This is a genomic window from Actinomadura coerulea (assembly GCF_014208105.1).
Classification (GTDB): domain Bacteria; phylum Actinomycetota; class Actinomycetes; order Streptosporangiales; family Streptosporangiaceae; genus Spirillospora; species Spirillospora coerulea.
On the sequence record NZ_JACHMQ010000001.1, the window covers coordinates 715400 to 740433 of the forward strand.

A 25034-nucleotide genomic window follows, 5' to 3' on the forward strand; every position below is an offset into this window, starting at 1 on the left:
CACTACCCTCGCGGGATGACGTTGCGCAGTGAGGAAGCACCGGCCGGCCTGCTGCTGGCGGCGGGGGAGGGCCGCCGCTTCGGCCGCCCCAAGGCGACGCTGGAGCTGGAGGGCGAGCGGCTCGTCGACCGGGGCGTCCGCACGCTGCGGGACGGGGGCTGCTCCCCGGTCCTGGTGGTGGCGGGCGCCGCGCAGATCGAGGTCATCGGCGCCGTCGTCGTGCCCAACCCCGACTGGCGCGACGGCATGGGCTCGTCCCTGCGCGCCGGGATCGCCGCGCTGCCGCCCGGCTGCCCCGCCGTGGTGGTCGCCCTGGTCGACCAGCCCCTGGTGACGCCCGCCGCCGTGGAACGGCTGATCGCGGCGTTCGAGGAGGGCGCGGGCATCGCCGTCGCCACCTACGGGGGAGCGCCGCGCAACCCCGTCCTGCTGGGCGCCGGTCATCTCGCGGGCGTCGCCGAGGCGGCGGTCGGCGACCAGGGCGCGCGCGGCTACCTGCGCGCCCACCCGGAGCTGGTGACGCCCGTCCCGTGCGACGACGTCGCCGCACCCGACGACATCGACACCCCGGAGGACCTGTCCGCGCTCAGTCGCCCGCGGGCAGGACGCTCTCGTCCAGCGCCCCGCAGTCGACCGCGCGGCGCAGCCGGGCGGTGAGCGCCGTGATCGTGGCGGGCTCGTCCAGGACGCCGCTGGCGTTCCCCGCCTGCTCGTGCCAGGCGCGGACCCGTCCGATGACGTCGTCGACGCCGCTCAGGTGGAAGGCGTACACCGCCGCGTACCGGCTCGGCAGGTGCGCGGGATGCAGGTCCCAGCCCTGGTAGAAGCCGTGCGCCAGCGAGTGCCGGACGTGCGCGGCGTGCGCGGCCCACGCGGCGTTGACCTCGTCGGGCCCGTCGTTGCGGGGGATGATGTTGGTGGAGCCGTCCGACAGCCGCACCCCGGTGCCCGCCAGCGACACCTGCATGATGTGCCGGGCGAAGTCGCAGGCGGGGTGGTCGAGCCGCTGCTCGTGCGGCGGCAGCCCGAGCGCGGCGGTGTAGTCGAACACGCCGAAGTGGGCGGCGGTGACGCGGCCCTGCGCCTCGGTGACGAAGGGCTGGAGCCCGATCCGGTTCTCCACGTCGTCCATCAGTGCCTGCGGCGTCTCGATCTGGACCTCGAACCGCAGGATGCCCTGCGGCAGCCCGAGGGAGGTCTCCAGCCGGTCGAGGAACTCCACGAACAGCCTGATGTGATCGACCGAGGTCACCTTCGGGAAGGTGATGGTGAACCCGCCGGGCAGCCGGCCGAGCCGGTCGCGCAGCGCGGTGAGGAACCCGTCCAGCGTCCGCATCGCGCGCTCGTGGCCGCCGTCGGCGAACGACTTGACCCGCAGCCCCCAGTAGTGCGGCAGGCCCTTCACCTGGTACGCGGCGCCGACCGCCTCGACGACCTGCTCGACGTGGGCGTCCTCCTCCGCGTCGTCGCGCACGCCGTAGCCGTCCTCGAAGTCGATCCGGACGTCCTCCACCGGCTCGGCGGCCAGCTTCGCCGCGACGCGCTCCCGCACCGGCCCGGCGAGTTCGGGATCGAGCCCGAACGCCGCGCCGAACGACCCGGCGCCGGGCGTGTGGGTGTTCAGCAGCCGCAGCGCCTCGGCGCCGAAGTCGGCGGGCGTCGACCGGGAGAACCGGTCCGCCGGGACGTAGACCGTGTGGACCGGTTGGCGGCCTTCCGCGCCGCCGGGGAAGCGCTCGCCGTGGGCGTCGCGGACGGCGGCGATGCGCGCGGACAGATCGTCGTACGAGGAGACGCTGAGGTTCACCCTGCCAATGATCCCCCAACCGCCGCCGGGTAGGGAACCGATCCCGGGTGATCAGGACGCCCGGATCCCCCAGGTTCCGCTGAACTCGGCGCCGGGTTCGAGGTCCACGACGCCCTCCCCGGACACGAACGCGTGGGGCGGGCACGTCATCGGCTCGACCCCCAGCCCCATGCGGGGGCGCGCGGAGTCGTCGGCGGTGTAGATCTCCATCCACGGGTGCGTCTCGTCGGCCCAGAGCGCGACCGCGCGGTCGCCCCCGGACAGCGTCGCCCAGGTGCGGCCGTGGCCGTCGCGGTTGAGTCCGGTGAACGCGTTGTCGATCCGCCGGTCGCCGAACACGGGCCCGGTGCGCAGGTCGTACGGGGTGCCGGTGACGTCCAGGGACGGCCCGGACGGGATCGCCCGGTCGTCCACCGGGAGGTACCGGTCGGCGCCCAGCGTGACCGTGCAGCCGTCGATGCGTTCGCCGACCGTCAGGTAGGGGTGCGCGCCGTGGCCGTAGGGCGCGGTCCGCGTCCCGGTGTTGCGCGCGGTCATCCGCACGCGCAGCCCTTCGTCGGCGTCGACGACGTACTCCGCCTCCAGGTCGAGGCGGAACGGGTACCCGGCCGTGCCGAGCAGCCGGTGGGTGAGGCGCACCCGGTCGGGCTCGTGCTCGGCGGCCGTCCACGACACCCAGCGGACCAGCCCGTGGATCGCGCAGTCCAGGTCGGGCTCGGACAGGTCGAGCCGGTGCGTCTCGCCGCCGTACTCGTAGCGGCCGCGGTCGACGCGGTTCGGCCACGGGACCAGAAGGTGCCCGGACGCGCCGGGGGCCGGCTCGTCGGCGCCGTGCGTCAGCACCAGCGGGCGCCCCTGGTGGGTCAGCTCGCGCAGGCTCGCGCCCGCCTCGGTGACGACTGCCTGGTAGTGCCCCGCGCTCAGGGCGAACTGCTCGCCCGTCAGGGCGCGCCCCCCGGTGATCGACTCGCTCATGCGGCGACGTTACCCCCGCCGCGGCGGCCGTACCGCACCGCGACCGCTACACCGTCTCCGCGAGGGCGTGCAGGGCGTCGGTGAACACGTTCGCGGGCGGCTCGACCAGCCCCGCGCCGACCTGGCCCGTGCCGGGCTCCCGCCCGGCGATGCCGGTGTCGATGACGGGCAGGATCCCGGTGCGGACGACGCGGGCGACGTCCACGCCGACCGGGGTGCCGCGGAACGACAGCAGCGGGATCTGCAGCACCGGGTGCTCGGCGAGGGTGATCTCGTACATCCGCTGGGTCGCGGCGACCGCGTCGGGGACCTCGCCGCCCACGAACCGCACGATCGCGGGCGCGGCGGCGAGCGCGAACCCGCCCATCCCGGCCGTCTCGGTGATCGCCGAGTCGCCGATGTCGGGGTTGGCGTCGTCCGGACCGTAGGCACCGAGGTAGAGGCCGTCCGGGACGCCGGCGGGGCCGGTGAACCAGCGGTCGCCCGTCCCCGACACCTGGATGCCGAAATCGGTGCCGTTGCGGGCCATCGCCACGACGAGGCTGGAACCCGGCACGCCGCGGGCCGCGTCCGCGCACGCCTTGGCCGCCGCCATCCCCGCGTTGAGGAAGAAGTGGTCGTTGCCCGCCGCGAACGCCAGTGCCTCGGCGGCCCTCGCCCGGGGCACCTCCTCGGCCGCCGCGAGCGCGGGCGCCAGCTCGCGCAGCAGCAGCGACGTCGCCGCCCGGTTGCGGTTGTGCAGCTCGTCGCCCATCTGCAGGGCCTGCGCGATGAGCGACATCAGGTCGACCGGCCCATGCCGCCGCACGGCCTCCCGCAGCGCCGGGCCGAGCACCTCGCCCATCCACGCCAGCCGCTCGATCACCTCCGGCCCGTACGCCCCGTACCGCAGCACCTTCCCGAGGCCCTCGTTCAGCGAGCAGTAGGACGTCCCGCCGTGCTCGGCGTCCTCGACCACGAGCATCCACATGGACGGGCTGACGACGCCCGCCATCGGGCCGACCGCCGCGTGGTGGTGGCACGGCTCGAACACCGCCGCGCCGCGCTCCAGCCGGCGCTCGGCGCCGCGCGGCGTCTCGGCGAGCCCCTCCAGGAGCATCGCGCCGATGAGGGCGCCGCGCATGGGGCCGGACGCGCGGCCCCACTCCAGCGGCGGGCCGGCGTGCAGGAACGTCCCCGGCTCCAGGCCGAGCACGTCGCGGGCGGGGCGCACGTCCACCAGGTGCGGGCGCGCCGTCACCATCCGCCGGACGGCGCGCGCGTTGGCCTCGGCGTGGCCGGGGGCGCCGAGGACCGCCGCCAGCGCGGCCTCCGTCCCGGCGGGCGGCGGCCGCCAGTCGACGGCCTCGACCGGGACGGCCTGGTCGGCGAGCGCGCTCGCGAGCACCTCCACGCCGGTCGCGACGACGCTCGGCTCGCGGGAGAGCAGCCCGCCCAGCCGGTGCGCGCGGTGCACGTCCCGGTGCGTGCCATGGTGGTCGCTCATCGGGGCGTCCCTTCGGCGATCGGCCCGTCCACCAGCGTGAGGGCGTGCCGGGCCGCCTGCGCGTTGGAGGCGAACACGTCGGCGCCCGCCTCGCACAGCGCGACGGCCTGCCGGTCGCGGTCCTGCGGGTCGGCGGGCGTCCCGCACAGCGACACCACGACGGCGAGGTCGGAGCGGTCCCGCAGCGCCGCGGCGACGGCGGGGGCGAGCGCGGCGGCCGGATCGGGCTCGGCGCCGTGGCCGAGCACCACGTCCAGGAGCAGGACGCCGCAGCCGCCGTCGGCGGCCTCGGCGCGCAGGGCCTCCAGGCGCAGCGTCGGGTCGATCATCGGGTGGGCGCGGCCCCGCGTGTAGGCGTCGTCGCCGAAGTCGGTGAACCGGTGGCCGCGCGCCTCCAGCTCCCGGCCGAGCGCGTCACGCGCGATCATCTCGGCCTCGTCGCGCAGCGTCCCGCCCGCGAACAGGCCGCGCAGCGCCCGTCCGGACACGGGCGCGGCGCCGCGCGGGGAGGTCCAGCGGGGCCACACCGGGACGGGGCGGCCGAGCGCCCTCAGCGCCTTCTCCGCGGCCCGCGTCAGGTCGTCCTCGCCGGGCAGCGGCAGCGCGAACACCACGGGGGTGTCCAGGCGCCGCGCCGCCTCCCGGATCAGGTCCAGCACCTGCGGCGCGGGCGGCTTGGACACCAGCACGATCAGCTCGGTGGCCGGGTCGGCGTCCAGCGCGGCCAGCGCCGCCAGCGCCGACCGCCCGCTCACCTCGGGCGACAGGTCCCGGCCGCCGACGCCGAGCACGTGGCTGACGCCGGCGCCCGCGGCGTCCAGCAGGCACATCAGCTGCTGCGCGCCCGTCCCGGACGCCGCGACGACGCCCACCGGGCCGGGCCGCACCGCGTTGGCGAACCCGAGGCCCGCACCGCCGACCACGGCCGTCCCGCAGTCCGGGCCCATCACGATCAGCCCGCGCCGCGCCGCCGCCTCCTTCAGCGCGATCTCCTGCGCGACCGGCACGTTGTCGCTGAAGATCATCACGTTGAGGCCGGCGTCCAGGGCGTCCATCGCCTCGGGGAGGACGTGCGGCCCCGGCACCGACAGCAGCGCCACGGTCGCCTCGCCGCGGGCCGCCGCGGACCCGGTCGTCCTGGCCGGAGCCGGCGCGCCCAGCAGCCCCTCCCGCGCGGGCGGGCGGGAGGCCTCCCGCAGCAGCCCCTCCAGCGCCTCTCCGGCCTCGGCGAGGCCGGCTCCGCCCGGCCCCTCGTCCTCGACCCGGATCGCCACGACCAGGTCGTCGGGCCCGGCCTCGTCCGGCACGGCGAAGCCCATGCGGCCGAACATCTCGCGGTTCAGCCCGGTGCCCATCGCGACCATGGCCCCGGCGACGCCCGGCCGCTCCGACAGCCGCCGGCTCACCCGCATCAGCGTGACCGAATCGTGGTAGCCCCCCCGCCGCACCTCGACCCAGTCCCTCATACGCGCCCTCCGAGCGCGGCGCGGCAGCCGGCGAGGACGCCGTGCGCCAGGTCCGTGCCCGACGTGTGGCCCACCGCCAGCAGGCGGCGGACGGCGGCCTGCGCGGGCTCGTGGCCCGCGACGCCGCGCAGGACGGCGGCCACCTCGGCGCCCGCGTGGCCCGCCGCCGCGCAGTGCAGCAGCGTCGCGGCCAGCGCGGTCGTGCGGGTGCCCGCGTCGGCGGTGACGGCCGCGCCGAGCCAGTCGGCCAGCCGCACCGCCCCGCCGTGCCGGACGGCGCCGCCGACCAGCCGCAGCGCGACCAGCAGGCCGCACAGGATGTCGTCGCCGGTCGGCGTCAGCCCGGGGCCGAGGCCCACGATCCGCTCGGCCGCCTCCACCGCGCCCGCGAGGTCGCCGGAGGCGCAGGCCGCGGCGAGCGCGCCGGGGTCGGGATGCCCGGCGAGGCCGCCGCCCGACGGCCCGGCCGCGGTGAGCGCGCCCGCCGCGGTCAGCTCGGCCTCCAGGGCGCGCACGCCCCGGGCCAGCGCGTCCGGCCGCAGTGCGCCGAGGGCGGGGGAGGGATCCCACCAGCGGCGCACCTGCACGGTGAGGCCCTCCGCCTCGATCCGGCCGTCGCCGACGAACGCGTCCGCGCCCTCGCGGACGGACCGGAACGGGTGCTCGCGGCGGCCGGCGACGACCACCACCGCGTTCGGCAGGCGTCCGGCGTCGGAGGTGACGACGGCGAGCACGCGCGGCTCGGGGCCTCCCCGCACCTCCAGGTACAGCGCGGCCGGAAACACCGCGATGACGCGGGCCGGGCGGCGCGGCGGGTCGAGCAGCGGCCGCAGCGCGAGGCTCGCGGCGCCGGCGGCGGGGGGCCGTCCCGCGGGGCGGGGACGGGCCGGGAGCCGGATCGGGTCGCGGACGAGAGCGGTCACGGATCCTCCCGAGGCCGGTGTCGGCGGCCGCACGGCGTGCGGGCGGCCCGGCCTCCGGCATGACGGTAGAACGGGCCCGGCATCGGACGTATGGAGAATTCTGCCAAGGATGGTTGTCATCGTTCGTCTTTGTTGTCAGTGTTGATCAGGAATCGGTAGCGATCACGCCGTTACGGGCGATGTACGCACCAAAAGGCGAGGTGACCCCTGGCATGAGTTACACCACTGCGGACCCGGGCCCACCGGCCCTCAGGCTCGCGAGTACCGGAACCCTGACCTACGGCCTCTCGGTCGGCGAGGTCCTCGGCGTCAGCACCCTGAACGGCGCCCGCCTCATCGCCGGACGTGCCGGACTCGAACGCGTCGTGCAGCGGCTGAACGTGATGGAGGTCCCCGACATCCTGTCGTGGGTCAAACCGAACGAACTGCTGCTGACCACCGGCTACCCCCTCCGCAACACCCCCCAGTCGCTCGACAACCTGGTGTCCGACCTGGACGAGCGCGGCCTGGCCGCGCTGGCCATCAAGCTCGGCCGCTACCTGGACTCGCTCCCCGCCGAGATGATCGCGCAGGCGGACCGGCGCGGCTTCCCCCTGATCCTGCTCCCGAACGACGTCGGCTTCGACGACATCCTGAACCAGGTGCTGACCGACATCCTGAACCGGCAGGCGGCCGTCCTCGCCCGCACCGAGGAGGTGCACCGGGCGCTCGTGCAGATCGTGCTGTGCGGCGGCGGCCTCCAGGAGGTCGTGGACGAGGTCGCGACGCTGCTGGACGTGGCGGTCGTCGTGCTGGACGGAGAGCAGCGGGTGCTCGCGGGCGCCGGCCCCGACGAGCACGTGCAGGCGATGCGGGCCTTCGACGCGGGCCGGCACGCGGCGTGCGGCCGCGGCGGCTGCGGCATCGTCGGCGCGCACGGCACCGGCGACCACCTGGTCGTGCCCGTGATGGCGGGCGGCTTCGACCACGGCCGGATCGTCGCGTTCAGCCCCGGCGGCACCCTGCGCGGCACCGACCTCGGCATCCTGGAGCGCGCCGCGACCGTCGCCGCGCTCGTGGTGACCAAGCAGCAGGCCGTCGCGGCCGTGGAGAGCAAGTACCGCGCCGACTTCCTGCGCGACATCCTCGCGGGGCGCGCGGGCGGCGACGACCGGATCGTCGCGCACTGCGGCGGGTTCGGCTGGGACCTGGACCGCCCGATGATGGTGGTCGTCGCCGAGCTGGACGGGCGCCCGCGCGGCGCGGCCGCCCAGGAGGGCGAGGGGAAGGGCCGCGGCAGGGCGGCCGAGCCCGACGGCCCGCGCGGCGTGCGCGGCGCCGAGGAGCGGGCCGCGCAGGAGCGCCTGGCCGCCGCGTGGACGGCGGCCGTCCGGCGCCACGACCGGGGCGCGGCCGTCGCGAGCTTCGCCCACGAGGTCGTGGCGATCGTCGGCGCCGAGGGCGACGACCCCGCCGAGTGGACGGCCGGCCCGGTCCAGGCGATGGTCAAGGAGGCTTCGTCGGTCTTCGCCGAGCACATGCCGGTGCGGCGGACGTTCTCCACCGGCATCAGCCGGACGGTGGCCTCGCCCGCCGCGCTCCCCGAGGCCTACGAGCAGGCGGTGAAGGCCGTGCGGGTCGGGCGCCAGCTCAACGGCGCGGGCGCGCGGGCGCACTTCGACCAGCTCGGCGTGTACCGGCTGCTGAGCCTCGTCTCCGACCCTGAGGAGCTGCACGCGTTCGTCCGCGAGACGCTGGGCGACCTCGCCGCCGACGACGAGCCGGAGCTGGTGGACCTGCGCCGCACCCTCCAGGTGCTGCTGGAGACGAACCTCAACGTCGCCGAGACGGCCCGCCGGCTGCACTTCCACTACAACACGCTGCGGTACCGCATAGGGAAGCTGGAAAGGATGCTCGGAGCGTTCACCGAGGACGCCCATCTGCGACTCAACCTCACCCTCGCCCTTCACGTGCTGCGCATGCGGGGTATCTGAGGGTAGCGGCGGTGTCCCGGCGGTGCCGGGACGCCGCACCGGAACGCCCGGAGGGCCGTCACCCCGGACCGGCCCGCCGGCGCACCGGCCGGTCCTCCCAATCCTGGGCGCGGCATTTGGCAGAAGTCGCCGATGCCCGCCCAACAGGGTAGATCTACCTTGCCCGCATGACAGGCCCGCGGGAACGCGGCCGGCTTGAGCAGGAGGACCCCCGATGGTGATCGGCTGGAAGCTGCACGGGGACGGGCGCACGCCGCCCCCAGGGGAGGTCGTCCGCCCGGACGAGCGGCTGTCGTGGCCGCGGACCGCGGGCATCGGCGCCCAGCACGTGGTCGCGATGTTCGGGGCCACGTTCGTGTTCCCGGTCGTGATGGGCCTGGACCCCAACCTCGCGATCATGATGTCCGGGATCGCGACGATCCTGTTCCTGCTGATCGTGGGCGGCCGGGTGCCGAGCTACCTCGGCACGAGCGCCTCGTTCGTCGGCGCGGTCGCGGCGATCCGCGCGGCGGGCGGCGACAGCGCCACCGTCACCGGGGCGATCTTCGTCGCGGGCCTGGTGCTCGCGGTGGTCGGCGTGCTCATCCACGTCGCGGGCGGCGAGGTCATCCACAAGGTGTTCCCGCCGGTGGTCACCGGCGCCGTGGTGATGCTGATCGGGTTCAACCTGGCCCCGGTCGTCGCCACCGTGTACTGGCCCCAGGACCAGTGGGTCGCGCTGGCGACGCTGGCGTTCGCGGTGCTCTGCGCGGTGCTGCTGCGGGGGTTCTGGGCGCGGATCACGATCCTGCTGGCGCTGGTGTTCGGCTTCGCCCTGTCGTGGCTGCTCGACGCCGCCGCGGGCAAGATCACGTCCGTGCTGCCGGGGCAGAACCTGCTGGACGGGGCGGGCAAGCCGTGCGCGGCCGAGGGCCCCTACTGCGTCGCCACCGCGTTCCCGCACGAGCGGGTGAACCTCACGGGCGTGAAGGCGGCCGACTGGTTCGGGCTTCCCGACCTGCACGCCCCCGACTTCAAGACCTCGGCGATCCTGCTGGCGCTGCCCGCCGTCATCGCCCTGATCGCGGAGAACACCGGGCACGTCAAGGCCGTCGCCGCGATGACGCACGACGACCTGGACCCGGTCCTCGGCCGGGCCATCGCCGCCGACGGCGTCGGAACCGCCCTCGCCACCGCCGTGGGCGGCTCGCCCACCACCACCTACGCCGAGAACATCGGCGTCATGGCCGCGACCCGGATCTACTCGACGGCCGCCTACCTCGTCGCCGCCGTCGTGGCGATCCTGTTCGGGCTGTGCCCGAAGTTCGGGGCCCTCGTCGCCGCGACGCCGGGCGGCGTCCTCGGCGGCATCACCGTCGTCCTCTACGGCATGATCGGGCTGCTCGGCGCGAAGATCTGGATCGAGAACCGGGTCGACTTCGGCGACCCGGTCAACCTCGTCCCGGTGGCGGCCGCGATCATCCTGGCGATCGGGAACGTGACACTCCGGATCACCGACGACTTCCCGCTGCAGGGCATCGCGCTCGGTACCATCGCCGTCCTGGTCGGCTACCACGTCCTGAACGTGCTGCGCCGGCCGGAGGACGCCGGCGGCGGCGTCATCGCCCCGGCGGAGGAGGAGATCGGCGGCCCCGTCCGGCACTCCGGGCAGGAGCCGCCCGAAACGGGTACACCGAGGGACGATGCGAGCTGACAGGACGGCGCGGTGAAACCGCCTCCGTTCGGGTACGCCTCGCCGGGCACGCTCGGCGAGGCCCTGGACGCGCTGGCCGCCGCGCCCGGCGCGAAGGTGCTCGCGGGCGGGCAGAGCCTGATCCCGCTGCTCAACATGCGCCTGGCCGCGCCGCCGGCCCTCGTCGACATCAACCGCGTCGCCGAACTGGACACGCTGCACGTCGGCGACCAGGGCGTGCGCGTCGGCGCCCTCGCCCGGCACGCGCGGGTGGAGCGCTCGGCGGAGGCGGCGGCCGTGCAGCCGCTGCTCGGCCGGGCGCTCCGGCACGTCGCGCACCCGGTGATCCGCAACCGGGGGACGGTCGTCGGCAGCCTCGCGCACGCCGACCCCGCCGCCGAGATGCCCGCGGTGCTGGCCGTCCTCGGCGGGACGGTCGAGGCGGCGTCGGCGCGGGGCCGCCGCACCATCCCGGCCGCCGCGTTCTTCCGCGGGCCGCTGGAGTCGGCGCTGGAGCCCGGCGAGCTGGCCGTCTCTGCGTTCTTCCCGGCCGCGCCGCCCCGCACCGGCACCGCGTTCGCCGAGACGGCGCGGCGGCACGGCGACTACGCGCTGAGCGGCGTCGCCGCCGTCGTCGGCCTCGACGAGGACCTGCGGGTCGCCTCCGCGCGGGCGGGGTTCCTCGGCATCGCGCCGACGCCGCTCGTCCTCGACCTGACCGGCGCGGCCGGTCCCCGCGGGGACTGGGCGGCGGCCGCCGCGCACGTCCGGGAGCGGATCGATCCCGAACCCGACATCCACGCGGGCGCCGCGTACCGGCGCCACCTGACCGGCGTGCTCGCCGAGCGCGCCCTGGCCTCGGCCGCGGCCGAGGCGCTGCGGAGGGCGGAGGACTGATGACCGAGGGCTTCGAGGTCGCGCTGACCGTCAACGGGACGCACCGCACGGCCCGCGTCCCGGCGCGGCGGCTGCTGTCGGACCTGCTCCGGCACGACCTCGGGCTCACCGGCACGCACGTCGGCTGCGAGCACGGCGTCTGCGGGTGCTGCACCGTCCTGCTGGACGGAGACCCGGTCCGCTCGTGCCTGATGCTCGCCGTCACCGCCGCGGGCCACGAGGTCACCACCGTCGAGGGGCTCGCCGCGCCGGACGGGACGCCGTCGCCGGTGCAGCGCGCGTTCCGCGAGTGCCACGGACTTCAGTGCGGCTTCTGCACGCCCGGTTTCCTCTGCACCGTCACCGCCCTTCTCCGGGAGACGCCGCGCCCGACGGAGGACCAGGTCCTGGAGGGGATCTCGGGGAACCTGTGCCGGTGCACCGGCTACCAGAACATCGTCAAGTCGGTGCACCGGGCCGCCGATCTCCTCAGCGGGTCCGGGGGGTGCGGGGGGTCGTCCCCCCGCAAGGAACTGAGCGGGTCCGGGGGGTGCGGGGGGTCGTCCCCCCGCAAGGAACTGAGCGGGCCCGGGGGGTGCGGGGGGCCGTCCCCCCGCAAAGAACTGAGCGAGTGCGGGGGGTCGTCCCCCGGCGAAGAAACGGTCGAGGAGTCGTGAATGGGCACCCGGGTCTTCGGTGAACCGGTCGAGCGGCGCGAGGACGCCAGGCTCCTCACCGGGCGCGGCCGCTTCCTCGACGACCTCGGGCGGGACGCGCTCGCGGCGGCGTTCGTGCGCTCCCCGCACGCGCACGCCCGGATCACCGACATCGACGTGTCGGAGGCGCTCGACGTCGACGGGCTGGTCGCCGTCTACACCTGGGAGGACCTGCCCGGGAAGGTCGGGGCCCCGCTGCCGCTGCTCATCCCGCACCCCGCCCTGACCCACGGCCGCACCGGGTACCCGCTGGCCCGCGACGTCGTCCGGCACGTCGGCGAGCCCGTGGCGATGGTGGTCGCCCGCGACCGCTACCTGGCCGAGGACGCCGTCGAGCGTATCCGCGTCGAGTACGAGCCCCTGCCCCCCGTCGTCGGCATCGAGAAGGCGGCCCGCGCCGAGCACCTCGTCCACGACGACGTGCCCGGCAACGTGGGCGCCGTCCTGGTGCAGGAGAACGGCGACGCCGCCGCCGCGATCGACGCCGCGCCGCACGTGCTGGAGTTCCGGCTGTCCATCGAGCGCAGCGCGTCCATGCCCCTGGAGGGCCGCGGCGTCTACGCCCGGTGGGACGCCGACGACGGGTCGCTGCGCGTGTACTCCTCCACGCAGGCGTCCACCAGCGTGCGGGCGGCGATCGCGGCGCGGCTCGGGCTGCCGAACGGCAAGGTCGAGGTGATCGCGCCGGACGTCGGCGGCGGCTTCGGCGTGAAGATCGTCCACCCGTGGCCCGAGGAGGTCCTCGTGCCGTGGGCGGCGCGGCTGCTGGACCGCGAGATCAAGTGGACCGAGGACCGCCGCGAGCACTTCGTCTCCGCCGCGCACGAGCGCGGGCAGCTCCAGGACGTGCGGGTCGGCTTCGACGGCGAGGGCCGCGTCCTCGGCCTGGACGTGCGGATCCTGCACGACCACGGCGCCTACACCCCCTACGGGATCATCATCCCGATCGTCACCTCCACCCAGCTCCTCGGCCCCTACAGGATCGGCGCGTACCGGGCGGAGGTCGTCAGCCTCTACACCAACACCCTGATCGTCACCCCGTACCGGGGCGCGGGCCGCCCGCAGGGGGTGTTCTGCATGGAGCGGACGATGGACCGCATCGCCCGCCACCTGGGTCTCGACCGCGCCGCCGTCCGCGCGGCCAACTTCATCCAGCCCGACGAGTTCCCCTACGACCAGGGCCTGACGTTCCAGGACGGCCGCCCGCTGATCTACGACTCGGGGGACTACCCCGAGCTGCTCCGCAAGGCCCGCGAGCTGATCGGCTGGGACGGGTTCGAGGCCGAGCGCGCCGCCGCCGCGTCCCGCGGGCGCCGCCTCGGCATCGGCCTCGGCGTCTACGTGGAGGGCACGGGCGTCGGCCCCTACGAGGGCGGGCACGTCGAGATCGACACCGCGGGGCGGGTGCACGTCTCGACCGGGCTGACCTCGCAGGGCCAGGGCCACGAGACCGTGTTCGCGCAGATCGCCGCCGCCGAGCTGGGCGTCCCGATCGAGGACGTCCACGTCACGACGGGCGACACCCGGCGGTTCGGGTACGCGGTCGGCACGTTCGCGTCCCGCGCGGCGGTGATGAGCGGCAACGCGATCGCGCTGGCGTGCCGGAAGGTCCGCGGCAAGGCGCTGCGCATCGCGGGGGAGGCCCTGGAGGCCGACCCGGACGACCTGGAGATCACCGACGGGGTCGTGCACGTGCGCGGCGACCGGTCCGCGGCCGTCCCGCTGCGGACGGTGGCGGTGCTGTCGAACCCGCTGCGGTACGCGTTCGACGAGGAGGCCGCGGCGGCGACGCAGTTCGCGGTGGGGCGCCCGGTCACCGAGCCGCCCGTCGCGTCCGGGGACGAGCCCGGACTGGAGGGCCGCGACTACTACTCGCCGGTGCGCTCGACGTTCGCCTCCGGCGCGCACGCGGCGATCGTGGAGGTCGACCCGGACACGGCCGAGGTCGCGATCCTGCGGTACGCGGTCGTGCACGACTGCGGGCGGCTCGTCAACCCGATGGTGGTGGAGGGCCAGATCCACGGCGGCGTCGCGCAGGGCATCGGCGGCGCGCTGTACGAGCGGATGGTGTACGACGAGTCGGGGCAGCTGCTCAACGCCTCGTTCATGGACTTCCTGATGCCGTACGCGACGGAGGTCCCGCGCATCGAGACCGACCATCTGGAGACGCCGTCGCCGCTGAACCCGCTCGGCATCAAGGGCGCGGGGGAGGCCGGCGTCATCCCCGTGTCGGCGGTGATCGCGTCGGCGGTCGAGGACGCGGAGGGGATCCGGGTGGACGCGATGCCGCTGTCGCCCGACGACCTGTACACGCTGCGGCTGCGCGCCGCCGCCGACCCGTCGCTGCGCGTCCGCGAGGGCGCCGACGCCGTCTGAGGCGGCGCGCGGTCGGGGCGTTTCCCGGGCGCCGGGCGGGGGCGAGGCTGGCGGGGCCGGCTCGGGAAAGCAGGGGACCTCGGCCCCGCCAGCGTGTTGACCTTAGGCACAGACGGCCCGGCCCTCCGGCCCAACCGGGTTTCCTCCGGGAAGGTCGCTTTCAGGCGTGGGACGGCTGGTCAGGGGCATTTCCGCCGAGCGAGCGCGGCAGGTAGTTCTGCACGGCGGCGGGCCGGAACCCGGCCTGCCTGATCCAGCCGAGGATCATCTGGAACTCCTGGGCGAGCCCCTTGCGGTAGTGCATGAGGATGATGTCCCCGGGCTTGAACCCCTTGCCGCCGTCGCCGCGCGCGAAGCCGTTGTAGCCGACTCCGGGCCCGGAGGTGCCGTTGTAGAACTCCGCCGACCACAGCAGCACCGACTTGATGCCGCATTCCTTGGCCACCTGGAGGGTGGTCTGGTTGTAGCTCCCGAACGGGGGACGGAAGATCTGCGGCCGGTGCCCGTACTGCTTCGTGATGGCCTCGGAGGAGTCGCAGATCTGCTTCTTCTGCGCCTCGGCGCTCAGCGTCGCCATGTTGGGGTGCGTGACGGTGTGGTTCTCCATCTGGGAGCCCGCGTTTCGCATGGCCCAGAAGTACTGCCCCTGCCCCTTGATGTAGGTGGAGGTCAGGAACGTCAGGATGGGGACCTTCTCCTTGCGGACGAGGTTCACGAACTCCGAGTCGTAGGTGTACCCGTCGTCGATGGTCAGGAAGACGACGCGGTCCTGCGTCTGGATGCTCCTGATGACGGGCGGCAGGCCGTTCGCGGCGGGCTGCGGCATCGTCCAGGACCCGGGCTTGGGCGTCGCCCAGTGCTGGTCGTCGAGGACGGAGGCGAGCTGCGTCCGCATGGACGGGCCTGACTCGCCGCCCAGCCGGGCGGTCACGATGGGCCAGCCGCCCGCGGCCACGCCGAACACTCCGGCGGCGACCATGGCGATCACGGGCGTCTTCCCTGGCATCGGCCGCGTACTCCGTTCGCTCGGGGGGTCTGCAGTTCTGAGGACGTGCGGTGGGTCCGCATCGGTTGACGCGCGAGCGGCGGTCGGGGTTCGCACCCGCGCGGAACCTGGCGGACATATCTGACCATTCCCAGCGCTCCCGGGGGCGCATCTGCCCAATCCTCGGCGTGTACTCGGCAGAAGTTGCCTTTCGGGGAGGGGCGGGGGTTCTCTAAAGTCGGGTCATGCAGCTCACCGGCAGTGCCAGCGTCGCCGCGCCGCTCGACCGCGTCTGGGACGCGCTCCAGGACCCGGCCGTGCTGGCGAGGACGATCCCCGGGTGCCGCTCCCTGGAGGAGACGGGGGACGGCGCCTACCGCGTGACCGTCACCGCGGGCGTCGCGTCGATCCAGGGAACCTACGTGGGGCGGGTCGAGCTGGCCGACCCCGACCCGCCGCGCGCGTTCACGCTGCGCGCCCGCGGGCAGGGCGCGCCCGGCACGGTGGACGCCACGGTCCGCGTCCGGCTGTCGGACGGCGACGGCGCGACCCGGATCGACTATGACGCGGACGCGGTCGTCGGCGGGATGGTCGGCGGCGTCGGGCAGCGGATGCTCGGCAGCGTCGCCAAGCGCACCGCGGGCGAGTTCTTCGCCGCCGTCGAACGCGACCTCACCGCGCCGGCCCCCGGCCCGGCCCCGGCGGCGGGACCGGTTCCCGCGACCCCGGCGGCCCCGCCCGCCGCCGGGACCGTGTATCCGGGACGCGCCGAGGCCCCGCCCCCGGCCTGGCTCCCGATGGCCGCCGCGTTCGGAACCGGCGGAGCGGTCGCCCTCGCGGGCGTCGCGGTCGGCTACCTCATCGGCCGCCGATCCCGCTGACGCGCCCGCCCGGAAACGACGACGGCGGGCACCCCGGGCGAGATCGCCCGGATGCCCGCCGCCGGATGCCGCTAGCTGACGCCGACCAGGTCGACGACGAAGATGAGCGTTTCGCCGGGCTTGATGGCGGGGCTCGGGCTGCGGTCGCCGTAGGCCAGGTGCGGCGGGATGACGAGCTTGCGCCGGCCCCCGACCTTCATGCCGGCGATGCCCATGTCCCAGCCCTTGATGACGCGGCCGGAGCCGAGCTCGAAGTCCAGCGTGCCGCCGCGGTTCCAGGACGCGTCGAACTCTTCGCCGGTCGACCACGACACGCCGACGTAGTGCATCGACACCTGCGAGCCCTTGACGGCCTCGGGGCCGTCGCCCTCGGTGATGTCGGTGATGTCGAGGTAGGCGGGCGGCTGGCCCTCGGGGAAGTCGATCTCGGGGCGTTCAAGCGCCATGAACGGGCTCCAGCGTCTCGTCAGATGTGAGGACAGAACAGAGCTGCTCAGCCTATCCGCACACCGGTCACGAAAGTACGGCGCCTCCGTTGGCAGGTTGCGACGGTTTCGCAGGTGGCCGGGGTCCGGTAGACCTCTGTGCATGGTGAGGCGGCTGCGGATCGGCATCGACACGGGCGGGACGTTCACCGACGTCGTCGCGCTGGACGGGGACGGGGCCCTCGTCACCACCAAGACGCCCTCGACGCCCGCCGATCCGGCCGAGGGGTTCGCCGACGGCGTCGCGAAGATCCTGCGGCTGACCGGCGCTGAGCCGGCGGACGTGGCGGCGCTGTCGCACGGCACGACGGTCGCCACGAACCGGCTCCTGGAGGACCGGATCGACGACCTCGGGCTCGTCACCACCGAGGGCTTCGAGTCGATCCTGGAGATCGCCAGGCAGAGCGTCCCGGACGGCTACGGCAACAGCTACTTCTGGGTGAAGCCGCCGCGGATCGTCCCCGCGCACCGGGTGCGGGCGGTCGGCGGGCGGCTCGACCACACCGGCGCCGAGCTGCGCCCGTTCGACGAGGAGTCGGCCGTCGCGGCGGCCCGCTGGTTCCGCGACCAGGGCGTCCTCACGATCGGGGTGTGCCTCCTGCACTCCTACGCCGACCCGTCCCACGAGCTGGCGATGCGCGGCGTGCTGGCCCGCGAGCACCCGGACGCGGTCGTGTCGCTGTCGTGCGAGGTGCTGCGCGAGTACCGCGAGTACGAGCGGTCGGTGACGACGCTCGTCGACGCCGCCGTCAAACCCGCGATGAACGGCTACCTCGCGCGGATCGCCGAGCGGGTCCCGGCGCGGCTGCTGGTGATGAAGAGCAACGGCGGCGTCGTGTCGGCGGACGAGGTGGCGCGGCAGCCGATCACGACCGTGCTGTCCGGCCCGGCGGCCGGGGCGCTCGGCGCGGCGTTCGTGGCCGAGCGCGGCGGCCGCGGCTCGGTGGTGACGCTGGACGGCGGCGGGACGTCCACCGACGTCGCGGTCGTCCTGGACGGCGAGCCCACCCTCACCACCGAGGGGTCCATCGGCCGCCACCCCGTCAAGATCCCGATGATCGACATCGTGACCGTCGGCGCGGGCGGCGGGTCGGTCGCGTGGCGCTCGCCCGAGGGCGCGCTGAAGGTCGGGCCGCGCAGCGCCGGGGCCGACCCCGGGCCGCTGTGCTACGGGCGCGGCGGCGCCGAGGTCACGGTGACCGACGCGCACGCCGTCCTCGGCCGCATCCCGCCGCACCTGCTGGGCGGCGAGGTGCCCTTGGACGTGGACGCCGCCCGCCGTGGCCTCGCGGCCCTCGCCGCGGAGCTCGGCCTGCCGGTCGAGCGCGCCGCCGCCGGGATCCTGGAGATCTCCGCGTGGAACCAGGCCAACGCCATCCGGCAGATCACCGTGAAGCGCGGCCTGGACGTGCGCGACTACCCGCTCGTCGCGTTCGGCGGCTCCGGGCCCCTGCTGGCCTGCCGGCTGCTCGACGTCCTCGGCATGCCCGCCGCCGTCGTCCCGGAGAACCCCGGCAACCTGTCGGCCTTCGGGCTGCTCACGGTGGACGTGAAGAACGACTACGTCCGGACCCGCGTCGTCCGCGACGCCGAGCTCGACCCCGCGCTCCTCGCCGGCGTCTACGCCGACCTCGAAGCCGAGGCCGCCGGGGCCCTGGCCCGCGAGGGGTTCCCCGAGGACCGCCGCCGCTTCGCCCGCTCCGCCGACCTGCGCTACTACGGCCAGGCGTTCGAGGTGCGGGTCTCCGCCCCCGCCGGGCCGCCGGACGAGGGGCTGCGCGCCGAGGTCGTCCGCCGCTTCCACGACGCGCACGAGGCCCTCTACGGGTACTGCTACCGCGACGACCCGCGCCATCCGGTCGAGTGGGTCAACCTGCGGGTCTCCGGCATCGGCCCGATCGAGCGGCCGCGCGCAGCCGCGCGTCCGCCCGGCGACGGCGACCCGTCGCGGGCCCGCACCGGTACCCGGGCCGTCTACTTCGACGCGTGGGAGGAGGCGGCCGTCTACCGGCGCGAGAAACTCGCGCCCGGCGACACCGTCGAGGGCCCGGCGGTCATCGAGGAGTTCGGCTCGACGCTCCCGCTGCACCCCGGCTTCACGGCGGCCCCCGACGCCCACGGCAACCTGGTGGTGACCCGATGACCGGCCCCGCGCCCGACCCGATCCTGCTGGAGATCGTCGAGGGGACGCTGGCCTCGGTGGAGCGCGAGGTCGAGACGGCCATCGCCCGCACCGCCCGCTCCCCGATGATCCGCGACGCGCACGACTTCCGCGCCGGGATCCACGACCGCCGCCTCCGCAAGCTGACCGGGCGGTCCTACTCGGCGCTCGTCCAGCCGGTCGCCCGCGACTTCCCGCCGGAGGAGATGCGGCCCGGCGACGTCTTCTTCCACAACGACGTCTACCTCTCCGAGGGCGGCATCGGGCACCTGCCCGACCTGTGCGTGACGGTCCCGGTGTTCCACGGCGGCGAGGTGGTCGCGTTCGTCCAGGCGTTCGGCCACCACGACGACATCGGCGGCGCCGTCCCCGGGTCGATGCCGAGCCACGCCCGCAGCGCGTTCGAGGAGGGCCTGATGGTCCCGCCGATCAAGCTGTGGGACCGGGGCGTGCCGAACCGGGCGGCGCTGGCCATCATGACCCGCAACTCGCGGATGCCCGACTCGCTCGCCGGCGACCTGGACGCCGAGTGCTCGGCGTGCCTGATGGGCGCCCGCCGGCTCGGCGAGCTGTTCGCCCGCTACGGCCGCGCCGACGTCGAGTCCTGCTTCGACGCGATCATCGACCGGACCACCGAGACGTTCCGCCGCGAGCTGCTCACCAAGATCCCGGACGGGGTGTTCGTCTGGGAGGACTACGCCGAGCACGACGGCGTCGACCCGCCCCGCCTGCACGCCCAGCGCATCACGCTGACGGTCGACAAGGCGGCCGCCGTCCCGCTCGTCATCGACTTCACCGGGACGTCCCCGCAGGCCAAGGGGCCCATCAACCACGCCGGGGACTACTCGGGCGGCGTGTTCCTGAAGAAGTGGCTGGCGCCCGTCCTGCGCAACCTCGCCGACACCCCCGAGCGGGCCGCCGAACTCGATGTCAACGAGGGCGTGGTGCCGCTCATCGAGATGCGCTTCCCGGAGAAGGGCACCCTGCTCACGCCCGTGTTCCCCGCCCCGACCAACGCCCGCACGTTCGTCATCCTGCGGCTGCTCGGCGTCCTCGCGGGCGTGCTGGCCAAGGCGACGGGCGGCCGGATGCCCGCCGACCAGGAGACGATCCGCTACACCGGCGTCTACGGCGAGGACGACCGGGGCCCCTACCTGATGCGGGAGGTGCTCGGCGGCGGCTCCGGGGGCCGCTACTACGCCGACGGCGAGGACACCATCCACGTCGTGCCCGACTCCCGCAACATCCCCGCAGAGTTCGCCGAGGCCCGCTGGCCGTTCGTCGTCGAGCGCCTCGGCCTCGCCGTCGACTCGGGCGGGCCGGGGGAGCACCGCGGCGGCCTCGGCTACGACAAGCACATCCGGATGCTCCGCGACGCCCACTACATGTCGATCGCCGACCGCTCCATCCTGTCGTGCTGGGGCGTCAACGGCGGCCGCGCGGGACGCCCGTTCCGCGTCGACATCGACGGCGAGGAGATGGACGGCCTCGTCGACGACCGCCCCGTCCGCGCCGGCCAGGTCATCCGCATCCGCACCACCGGCGGGGGCGGCTGGGGCGACCCGCTGAACCGCGACCCGTCCCGCGTGGCCGCCGACGTCCGCGACGGCAAGGTCTCCACGGCGGGCGCCCGGGACGACTACGGCGTCGTCCTCACCGGCGGCGCCGTGGACGCCGGGGCGACCGAGACCCTCCGAGCGCGCCTGCGCGCGGAACGCGGCCCCCTCCCGTTCTTCGACCGGGGCCCCGGCTACCCGCAACTCTCCGGCGGCGCCACCTCCGCCGAAGTCGACTCCCTCGACCCCTGAGCCCTGGTCAGCGCAGGCGCGGAGCGAAATCAGAATACGATCTGATAACGTGGAGCCATGAGTACCAGGACCCGGCCGGACTCGGTCACCTTCTCCGACCTGTCCCGCAACCCGCGGGCCGTCGCGGAGCGGGCCTCCATGCTGGGGCGGGTGCGCGTCACCCATCGCGACGCGCCGGACTTCTACCTCACGGCCGCCGACCGCGAAGAGCGGCGGGACGAGACCCTGGCCACCGCGTCACGGATCTTCATCGCGCTCATGAAGCACGATCCGGGGGCCCGTGAGCTGCTGCTCGCCATGCCGGACGTGTTCCCGTGGGTGCGTCACCTCAGCACCGAGGAGGTCCGCGCCTTCACCGTGGAGCTCGTCGAGGCCCTCTCGGACGCGGTCGAGCTCGACCTCGACACGTCCCTCAACGAGGTGGTCGCCGGGTGGCGTGCCACCGCGCGCATCAAGGCGGACCCCGAGCAGCACGAGGAAGCGGTGCGGCCCACCAGCGGTGACTTCGGTCCGGTGGAAGTCATCCCATGAGCCCCAAACGAGGGGACAGGGTCACCGTCCCGCCTCCCGCCGACGAGTGGGACTTACGCTTCGGAACGAGCGAGGCGGCGCGCGGCTGGGAGGAGCTCTGCCGGCTCGCTCTGGCCAACACGCGCCGATGCTTCGAGATGCTTCGCTCCGAGCCGCGCTCCCGCGCCAACCCGCAACGGCAGCACCGGCTCCGCGGGGACCTCTCGACCCATCGGCACAACGGCCGGGAACTAGAGCAATGGGAGTACGAGGTCACTAGTGGAGGCCGTGTGCGGTACCTCGTCGATGACGAGGTGGGCATCGTTTGGGTTGTCTACGCGTCACCTCGCCACCCGAAGGACACCGAGAACTGATGCGTGGGCCCACGCGGGCACCGCTCCAGGCGGATTTCGGGGACGGCGGCGTCCCGCCGCTGGAGGCGGCGGGACGCGGAGGAGACGCCCCGGTGCCGGGCCTGTCAGGGAGCCCGGCGCTCCGAGGCCGTCAGGTCAGCAGGCCTGGACGAAGTACGCCGGCCTGAAGTCGTACACGCCGTCGGTGCCCGGAGGGACGTTGACGAGCACGTTGTGCGCGGAGCCCTTGATGAGGGCGTGCGCTCCGCCGGTGTTGGAGTTGTCGTAGAGGCCGGTGCCGTTCCACGCCCGCAGCGCCCAGTCCGACCCGCCGCGACGGCAGTGGAAGAGGGAGAAGACCTTGCCTCCCTCGGCGGCCAGGACGTTGGTGTAGAGGCAGAAGTGGCCGGTCGGGCACGGGGTGCCGCGGGTCGTGTTGATCCACGTCCAGCAGTCGGCGCTCACGTTGATGTTGGCGCAGTACGGGACGCCGACGACCGAGGCGTTGTCGTTGCCGTGGTCCCGCTGGGCCTGCGCGGCGGCGGGAGCGACCCGCTTGCCGTCGGCCCGCACGGCCCCGCCGCCGGGACCCGCCGCGTTGGCGGCGCCGGTGCAGGCGAGGAGGACCGTCAGGCCGACCACCAGCCCGAGTGCCTTGCGCAGTGTTCGTGGTGCCATCAGAGGACAACCTTTCTCGTGTGCCGCGAGGTCGTGCCTCTTGCAGGAGCGATACGGAGCGGGGAGGTCGGATCTTGCAGGGAGCGTCCGGGCCTCGCGTGGTTTCACGAACGAGGGTGCAGGCCGCTGACCTGGCCTGTCGTTACGTGTGCGCGCACTCGCCTGTCGTCTGAGCGCACTGCCGGCGGAACTGGCCGGGGGAGACGCCGTAGGTTCCGCGGAACACCTGGCTGAAGTGCGCGGCGCTGCCGAACCCCCACCGGGCCGCGATCGCGTTGATCGGACGGTCGGCCAGCCGGGGGTCGGCGAGATCGCGCCTGCACCGCTCCAGGCGGCGCTCGCGGACCCAGCCCGCGACGGTGTGGCCCTCCTGGTGGAACAGCTTGTGGAGGTAGCGCAGCGAGATGTGGTGCGCCGCGGCGATCGCGTCGGGGGTCAGCTGCGGGTCGGCCAGATTCCGCCGGATGAAGCCGAAGATCTGGGCCATCAGCACACGCCGCCTCGCGTGGGGCGGCACCGTGTCCTCGGCGTCCAGCGCGGTGGCGAGCGCCGCGGTGAAGACGTCCAGCGTGAGGGTGGCCAGCCGGGCGGTGTCGGAAGGCCCGAGTTCGTGCATGTGCTGGGCCAGTTGCAGGAGGAACTGCGACGAGAGGGCGCCCATGCCCTGGTCCCCTCTGAGGCGGACCCCGGCCAGATGCCGCAGATCCCGGTGCGAGAACGGCAGGAGCGAGCGCGGAAGGCACAGGACCAGCACCTGACCGCCGGGAACGTCCGGCGATAACTCCGCCCGGTAGGGACGCGAGGTGTCGGCCAACATCAGGTCACCGGGACCGAACTCCGCCTGCCGACCGTCCTGTGCCATCACGCCGTGCCCGCGCACGGTGCACACCAGTCTGAAAAGCCCGGGATCGGCCTTGCGGATCAGCCGGGGAGTGCGCTCCGCCGAGTAGGGCGTGGAGGTCATCAACGATGCCTGCACGGGCCCGAATTCGCTGATGTCCATACGAGCCTGGAAGCGACTTTCCAGGTGCGGTTCGCAGCGCAGATCGTAGGGCGCCCACACTTGGGAAGTGACCTCGCGCCAGAAGGCGAATCGCTCCACCGCGGGCACTTCTGCGGTGCTGATCACTTTCATGAACCCACCCGAACACGGTCGTGGCGGGGTTTCGGAACATCGTCCCTCGAAAACCTTCATGAACGCAACCCGCCGTTTCCGCCCTCCCGGCGGGCCGCCGAAATTCGCAATCATTGAGATTCCAGGCCAGTAACTCCTAGGGGATAATTCGGGCCCACACCCACTTGCCGCCGCAGGGGTCGCGCATCGCCCCGCACGCGGCGGACAGGGCCTGGACGATGTGCAGCCCCCACCCGCCGTTGTCGTCGAACGCCTCCTCGGACAGGTCGAGGCGGTCGAGGGTGAGCTCGACCTTCGGCCGGGCTTCGGGGAGGTCGGAGGCCCCGTCCCACACGGCGACGATGACCCCGTGCGCGTCCCTGCTGACCTGGAGCCGCAGCTCCGCGTGCGGCGTCCGGTCGACCGCGTTGGTGACGAGCTCGGAGACGATCAGCAATGCATCGTCGAGAACATGCGAATAGCCCCATTTGTGGAAGCGTGCCTCCGCCAGCGTCCGCGCCAGCCCCACCGCCGCCGCCGATCCCGCCAAGGAAATGATCAAATCCCCGGTCGCCGTCGTCACCCTCATCCCCGCCTTCGCTTCGGTTTTCGATTTCCTGTGGCAAGGGTGACCCAGGGTGCTTACCATTTTGCTGTGTCCATGTGAGTTGAAAACTAGGGAGAGATCATGCCCTCTGTACGAGCGCCCCTGGACCCCAGGGTCTCGGTGTGGCACTTCCTGGCCTTCTACATGCGTTTCATGAGAGAGAGGGCCGGGCTCTCGCTGGCGCAGTGCGGCGAGATCATGGGAGCGGCACGGTCCACCGTTTCCAACCTGGAGGCGGGCAGGCGACGTCCTCAAGATGATCAGATGCGGCTGCTTGACAAGCACTATGGGACGGGGCTGCTTTTTCAGCTCATCCTCTGGTTTGCCCGAATGGCCCACGACCCGGACTGGGCGCGCCAGTGCATGGAGTACGAGAAGCAGTCTCTGGCGATCAAGACGTACCACGGCAAGGCGATCCCTCGCCCCTTCCAAACCGAGGATTACATCCGGGCGATGCTCCAGACGGAAGCGACAAAAGACATCGAGGATGAGGTTGCCGCGCGCGTGGAGCGGCAACGCGTGATCCTGGAGCGCGCAGAACCGCCTACGCTGTGGATGCTCGTAGATGAGGGTGTGCTGGCATGTCCTGTCGGCGGTTCCAAAGTCATGAAGCAGCAGCTGGAGCACCTGCTCAACGTGGCGAGTCAGCCGCACGTCATCATGAGGATCGTTCCTGCGGCGGCTGGCGCCCACCACGGTTTCGACGGGCCGTTCCAGGTCATCAGCCTGCCGGAGCGGGACGTCGCCTACGCAGGCGCCCAGAACGGCGGGCGCTTGATCGAGAGCCCTATTGAAGCGAGGGACTTTTCGACTAAGTTTGAACGTATCGGTGCGAAGGCCCTTCCGGAGGAAGCTTCACTAGCCCTTGTCAAGCAACACTTGGAGCAGTACTCGTGATCGTTAATTGGCGGAAGAGCAGTTACAGCGGCGGCATTAGTGATCAGCAGTGCGTTGAGCTGGGACGTCTTCCTCTCGGCGTCGGGATCGGTGTGCGTGACTCGAAGGACCCGGATGGCGCTCACCTCACGCTGAACGGGGTGGAGTTCGGCGCGTTGCTTGCCCGGCTCAAGCAGGAATAGGACCCGGTTCACGAGCCGTCGGACGCGCCGGGAACTGGGGCGCCGGGCCGGTTCAGCGAACAGGGCCCGGCAGTGGGTGCCGGGCCCTGCGGGTTGGACGGCG

General features: G+C 73.6%; 23 protein-coding genes. 13 read left to right on the forward strand and 10 right to left on the reverse strand.

The annotated features are described in order from the left end of the window. The first annotated feature begins 15 nt into the window (after positions 1-15). Complete coding sequence (locus tag BKA00_RS03385; RefSeq protein WP_185023526.1) at positions 16-657, forward strand: nucleotidyltransferase family protein; 642 nt, start codon at positions 16-18, stop codon at positions 655-657. Here the strand turns inward: BKA00_RS03385 and BKA00_RS03390 are convergent. From BKA00_RS03390 to BKA00_RS03410, 5 genes are read right to left on the reverse strand one after another with little or no spacing between them, the layout of a single operon-like run. Continuing rightward, a complete protein-coding gene (locus BKA00_RS03390; RefSeq protein WP_185023527.1) occupies positions 587-1807 on the reverse strand; it encodes a DUF6986 family protein in 1221 nt (406 codons plus the stop codon). The two genes, BKA00_RS03385 and BKA00_RS03390, sit on opposite strands and share 71 nt — an antisense overlap. A gap of 51 nt (positions 1808-1858) precedes the next feature. Then, the gene (locus BKA00_RS03395; RefSeq protein WP_185023528.1) at positions 1859-2782 is read right to left on the reverse strand and encodes an aldose 1-epimerase family protein; all 924 of its coding nucleotides are present in this window, start codon (positions 2780-2782) and stop codon (positions 1859-1861) included. Between the two features lie 46 nt (positions 2783-2828). After that, a complete protein-coding gene (locus BKA00_RS03400; RefSeq protein WP_185023529.1) occupies positions 2829-4268 on the reverse strand; it encodes a YlbE family protein in 1440 nt (479 codons plus the stop codon). Next, positions 4265-5734 carry an FdrA family protein gene (locus BKA00_RS03405; RefSeq protein ID WP_185023530.1) on the reverse strand — a complete coding sequence of 490 codons (1470 nt, stop codon included), beginning with the start codon at positions 5732-5734 and terminating at the stop codon, positions 4265-4267. The genes BKA00_RS03400 and BKA00_RS03405 overlap by 4 nt, the downstream gene beginning before the upstream one ends. After that, entirely contained in the window at positions 5731-6657 is a 927-nt protein-coding gene (locus tag BKA00_RS03410; protein WP_185023531.1) for an oxamate carbamoyltransferase subunit AllH family protein, read from the reverse strand. The genes BKA00_RS03405 and BKA00_RS03410 overlap by 4 nt, the downstream gene beginning before the upstream one ends. A gap of 212 nt (positions 6658-6869) precedes the next feature. Here BKA00_RS03410 and BKA00_RS03415 point away from each other — a divergent pair, with 212 nt between their 5' ends. From BKA00_RS03415 to cutA, 5 genes are all read left to right on the forward strand, one after another. Beyond that, complete coding sequence (locus tag BKA00_RS03415) at positions 6870-8630, forward strand: PucR family transcriptional regulator (protein ID WP_185023532.1); 1761 nt, start codon at positions 6870-6872, stop codon at positions 8628-8630. Positions 8631-8844: 214 nt separating this feature from the next. Continuing rightward, complete coding sequence (locus BKA00_RS03420; protein WP_185023533.1) at positions 8845-10323, forward strand: uracil-xanthine permease family protein; 1479 nt, start codon at positions 8845-8847, stop codon at positions 10321-10323. Positions 10324-10335: 12 nt separating this feature from the next. Further along, positions 10336-11199 carry an FAD binding domain-containing protein gene (locus BKA00_RS40240; RefSeq protein ID WP_185023534.1) on the forward strand — a complete coding sequence of 288 codons (864 nt, stop codon included), beginning with the start codon at positions 10336-10338 and terminating at the stop codon, positions 11197-11199. Then, positions 11199-11855 (forward strand): (2Fe-2S)-binding protein, encoded by a 657-nt coding sequence (locus BKA00_RS03430; protein ID WP_185023535.1) that lies wholly within the window; start codon positions 11199-11201, stop codon positions 11853-11855. The genes BKA00_RS40240 and BKA00_RS03430 overlap by 1 nt, the downstream gene beginning before the upstream one ends. Beyond that, positions 11856-14270, forward strand: coding sequence for an aerobic carbon-monoxide dehydrogenase large subunit (cutA, locus tag BKA00_RS03435; protein WP_185023536.1), 2415 nt, complete (start codon positions 11856-11858; stop codon positions 14268-14270). A 160-nt stretch (positions 14271-14430) separates the two neighbouring features. Here cutA and BKA00_RS03440 read toward each other — a convergent pair whose 3' ends face one another. Beyond that, positions 14431-15276: a polysaccharide deacetylase family protein gene (locus BKA00_RS03440; protein ID WP_185023537.1), complete on the reverse strand. Its 846-nt coding sequence runs from the start codon at positions 15274-15276 to the stop codon at positions 14431-14433. Between the two features lie 224 nt (positions 15277-15500). On the opposite strand from BKA00_RS03440, the gene BKA00_RS03445 reads away from it, so the two are divergent. Beyond that, positions 15501-16136, forward strand: coding sequence for an SRPBCC family protein (locus tag BKA00_RS03445; RefSeq protein WP_185023538.1), 636 nt, complete (start codon positions 15501-15503; stop codon positions 16134-16136). A gap of 71 nt (positions 16137-16207) precedes the next feature. Here the strand turns inward: BKA00_RS03445 and BKA00_RS03450 are convergent, their stop codons facing one another. Further along, entirely contained in the window at positions 16208-16582 is a 375-nt protein-coding gene (locus BKA00_RS03450) for an FKBP-type peptidyl-prolyl cis-trans isomerase (protein ID WP_179833837.1), read from the reverse strand. Positions 16583-16724: 142 nt separating this feature from the next. Here BKA00_RS03450 and BKA00_RS03455 point away from each other — a divergent pair, with 142 nt between their 5' ends. The 4 genes from BKA00_RS03455 to BKA00_RS03470 are packed head-to-tail and all read left to right on the forward strand — an operon-like array spanning position 16725 to position 21474. Then, positions 16725-18764: a hydantoinase/oxoprolinase family protein gene (locus tag BKA00_RS03455; RefSeq protein WP_185023539.1), complete on the forward strand. Its 2040-nt coding sequence runs from the start codon at positions 16725-16727 to the stop codon at positions 18762-18764. After that, positions 18761-20590, forward strand: a complete 1830-nt coding sequence (locus BKA00_RS03460) for a hydantoinase B/oxoprolinase family protein (protein WP_185023540.1) — start codon at positions 18761-18763, stop codon at positions 20588-20590. The genes BKA00_RS03455 and BKA00_RS03460 overlap by 4 nt, the downstream gene beginning before the upstream one ends. Before the next feature lie 57 nt (positions 20591-20647). After that, the gene (locus tag BKA00_RS03465; RefSeq protein WP_185023541.1) at positions 20648-21121 is read left to right on the forward strand and encodes a DUF6247 family protein; all 474 of its coding nucleotides are present in this window, start codon (positions 20648-20650) and stop codon (positions 21119-21121) included. After that, complete coding sequence (locus BKA00_RS03470) at positions 21118-21474, forward strand: hypothetical protein (protein WP_185023542.1); 357 nt, start codon at positions 21118-21120, stop codon at positions 21472-21474. The genes BKA00_RS03465 and BKA00_RS03470 overlap by 4 nt, the downstream gene beginning before the upstream one ends. 135 nt (positions 21475-21609) lie before the next feature. Here BKA00_RS03470 and BKA00_RS03475 read toward each other — a convergent pair whose 3' ends face one another. From BKA00_RS03475 to BKA00_RS03485, 3 genes are all read right to left on the reverse strand, one after another. After that, positions 21610-22131: a hypothetical protein gene (locus tag BKA00_RS03475; protein WP_185023543.1), complete on the reverse strand. Its 522-nt coding sequence runs from the start codon at positions 22129-22131 to the stop codon at positions 21610-21612. Between the two features lie 142 nt (positions 22132-22273). Further along, positions 22274-23326, reverse strand: coding sequence for an AraC-like ligand-binding domain-containing protein (locus tag BKA00_RS03480; RefSeq protein ID WP_221492998.1), 1053 nt, complete (start codon positions 23324-23326; stop codon positions 22274-22276). 76 nt (positions 23327-23402) lie between these two features. Beyond that, positions 23403-23795, reverse strand: a complete 393-nt coding sequence (locus BKA00_RS03485; protein WP_185023544.1) for an ATP-binding protein — start codon at positions 23793-23795, stop codon at positions 23403-23405. Positions 23796-23933: 138 nt separating this feature from the next. Between BKA00_RS03485 and BKA00_RS03490 the strand changes: the two genes are divergently transcribed. Continuing rightward, entirely contained in the window at positions 23934-24749 is an 816-nt protein-coding gene (locus BKA00_RS03490) for a helix-turn-helix domain-containing protein (RefSeq protein ID WP_185023545.1), read from the forward strand. Beyond that, on the forward strand, positions 24746-24931 hold the full coding sequence (locus BKA00_RS03495) for a DUF397 domain-containing protein (protein ID WP_338072094.1): 186 nt from the start codon (positions 24746-24748) through the stop codon (positions 24929-24931). The genes BKA00_RS03490 and BKA00_RS03495 overlap by 4 nt, the downstream gene beginning before the upstream one ends. The last annotated feature ends 103 nt before the right edge of the window (positions 24932-25034 follow it).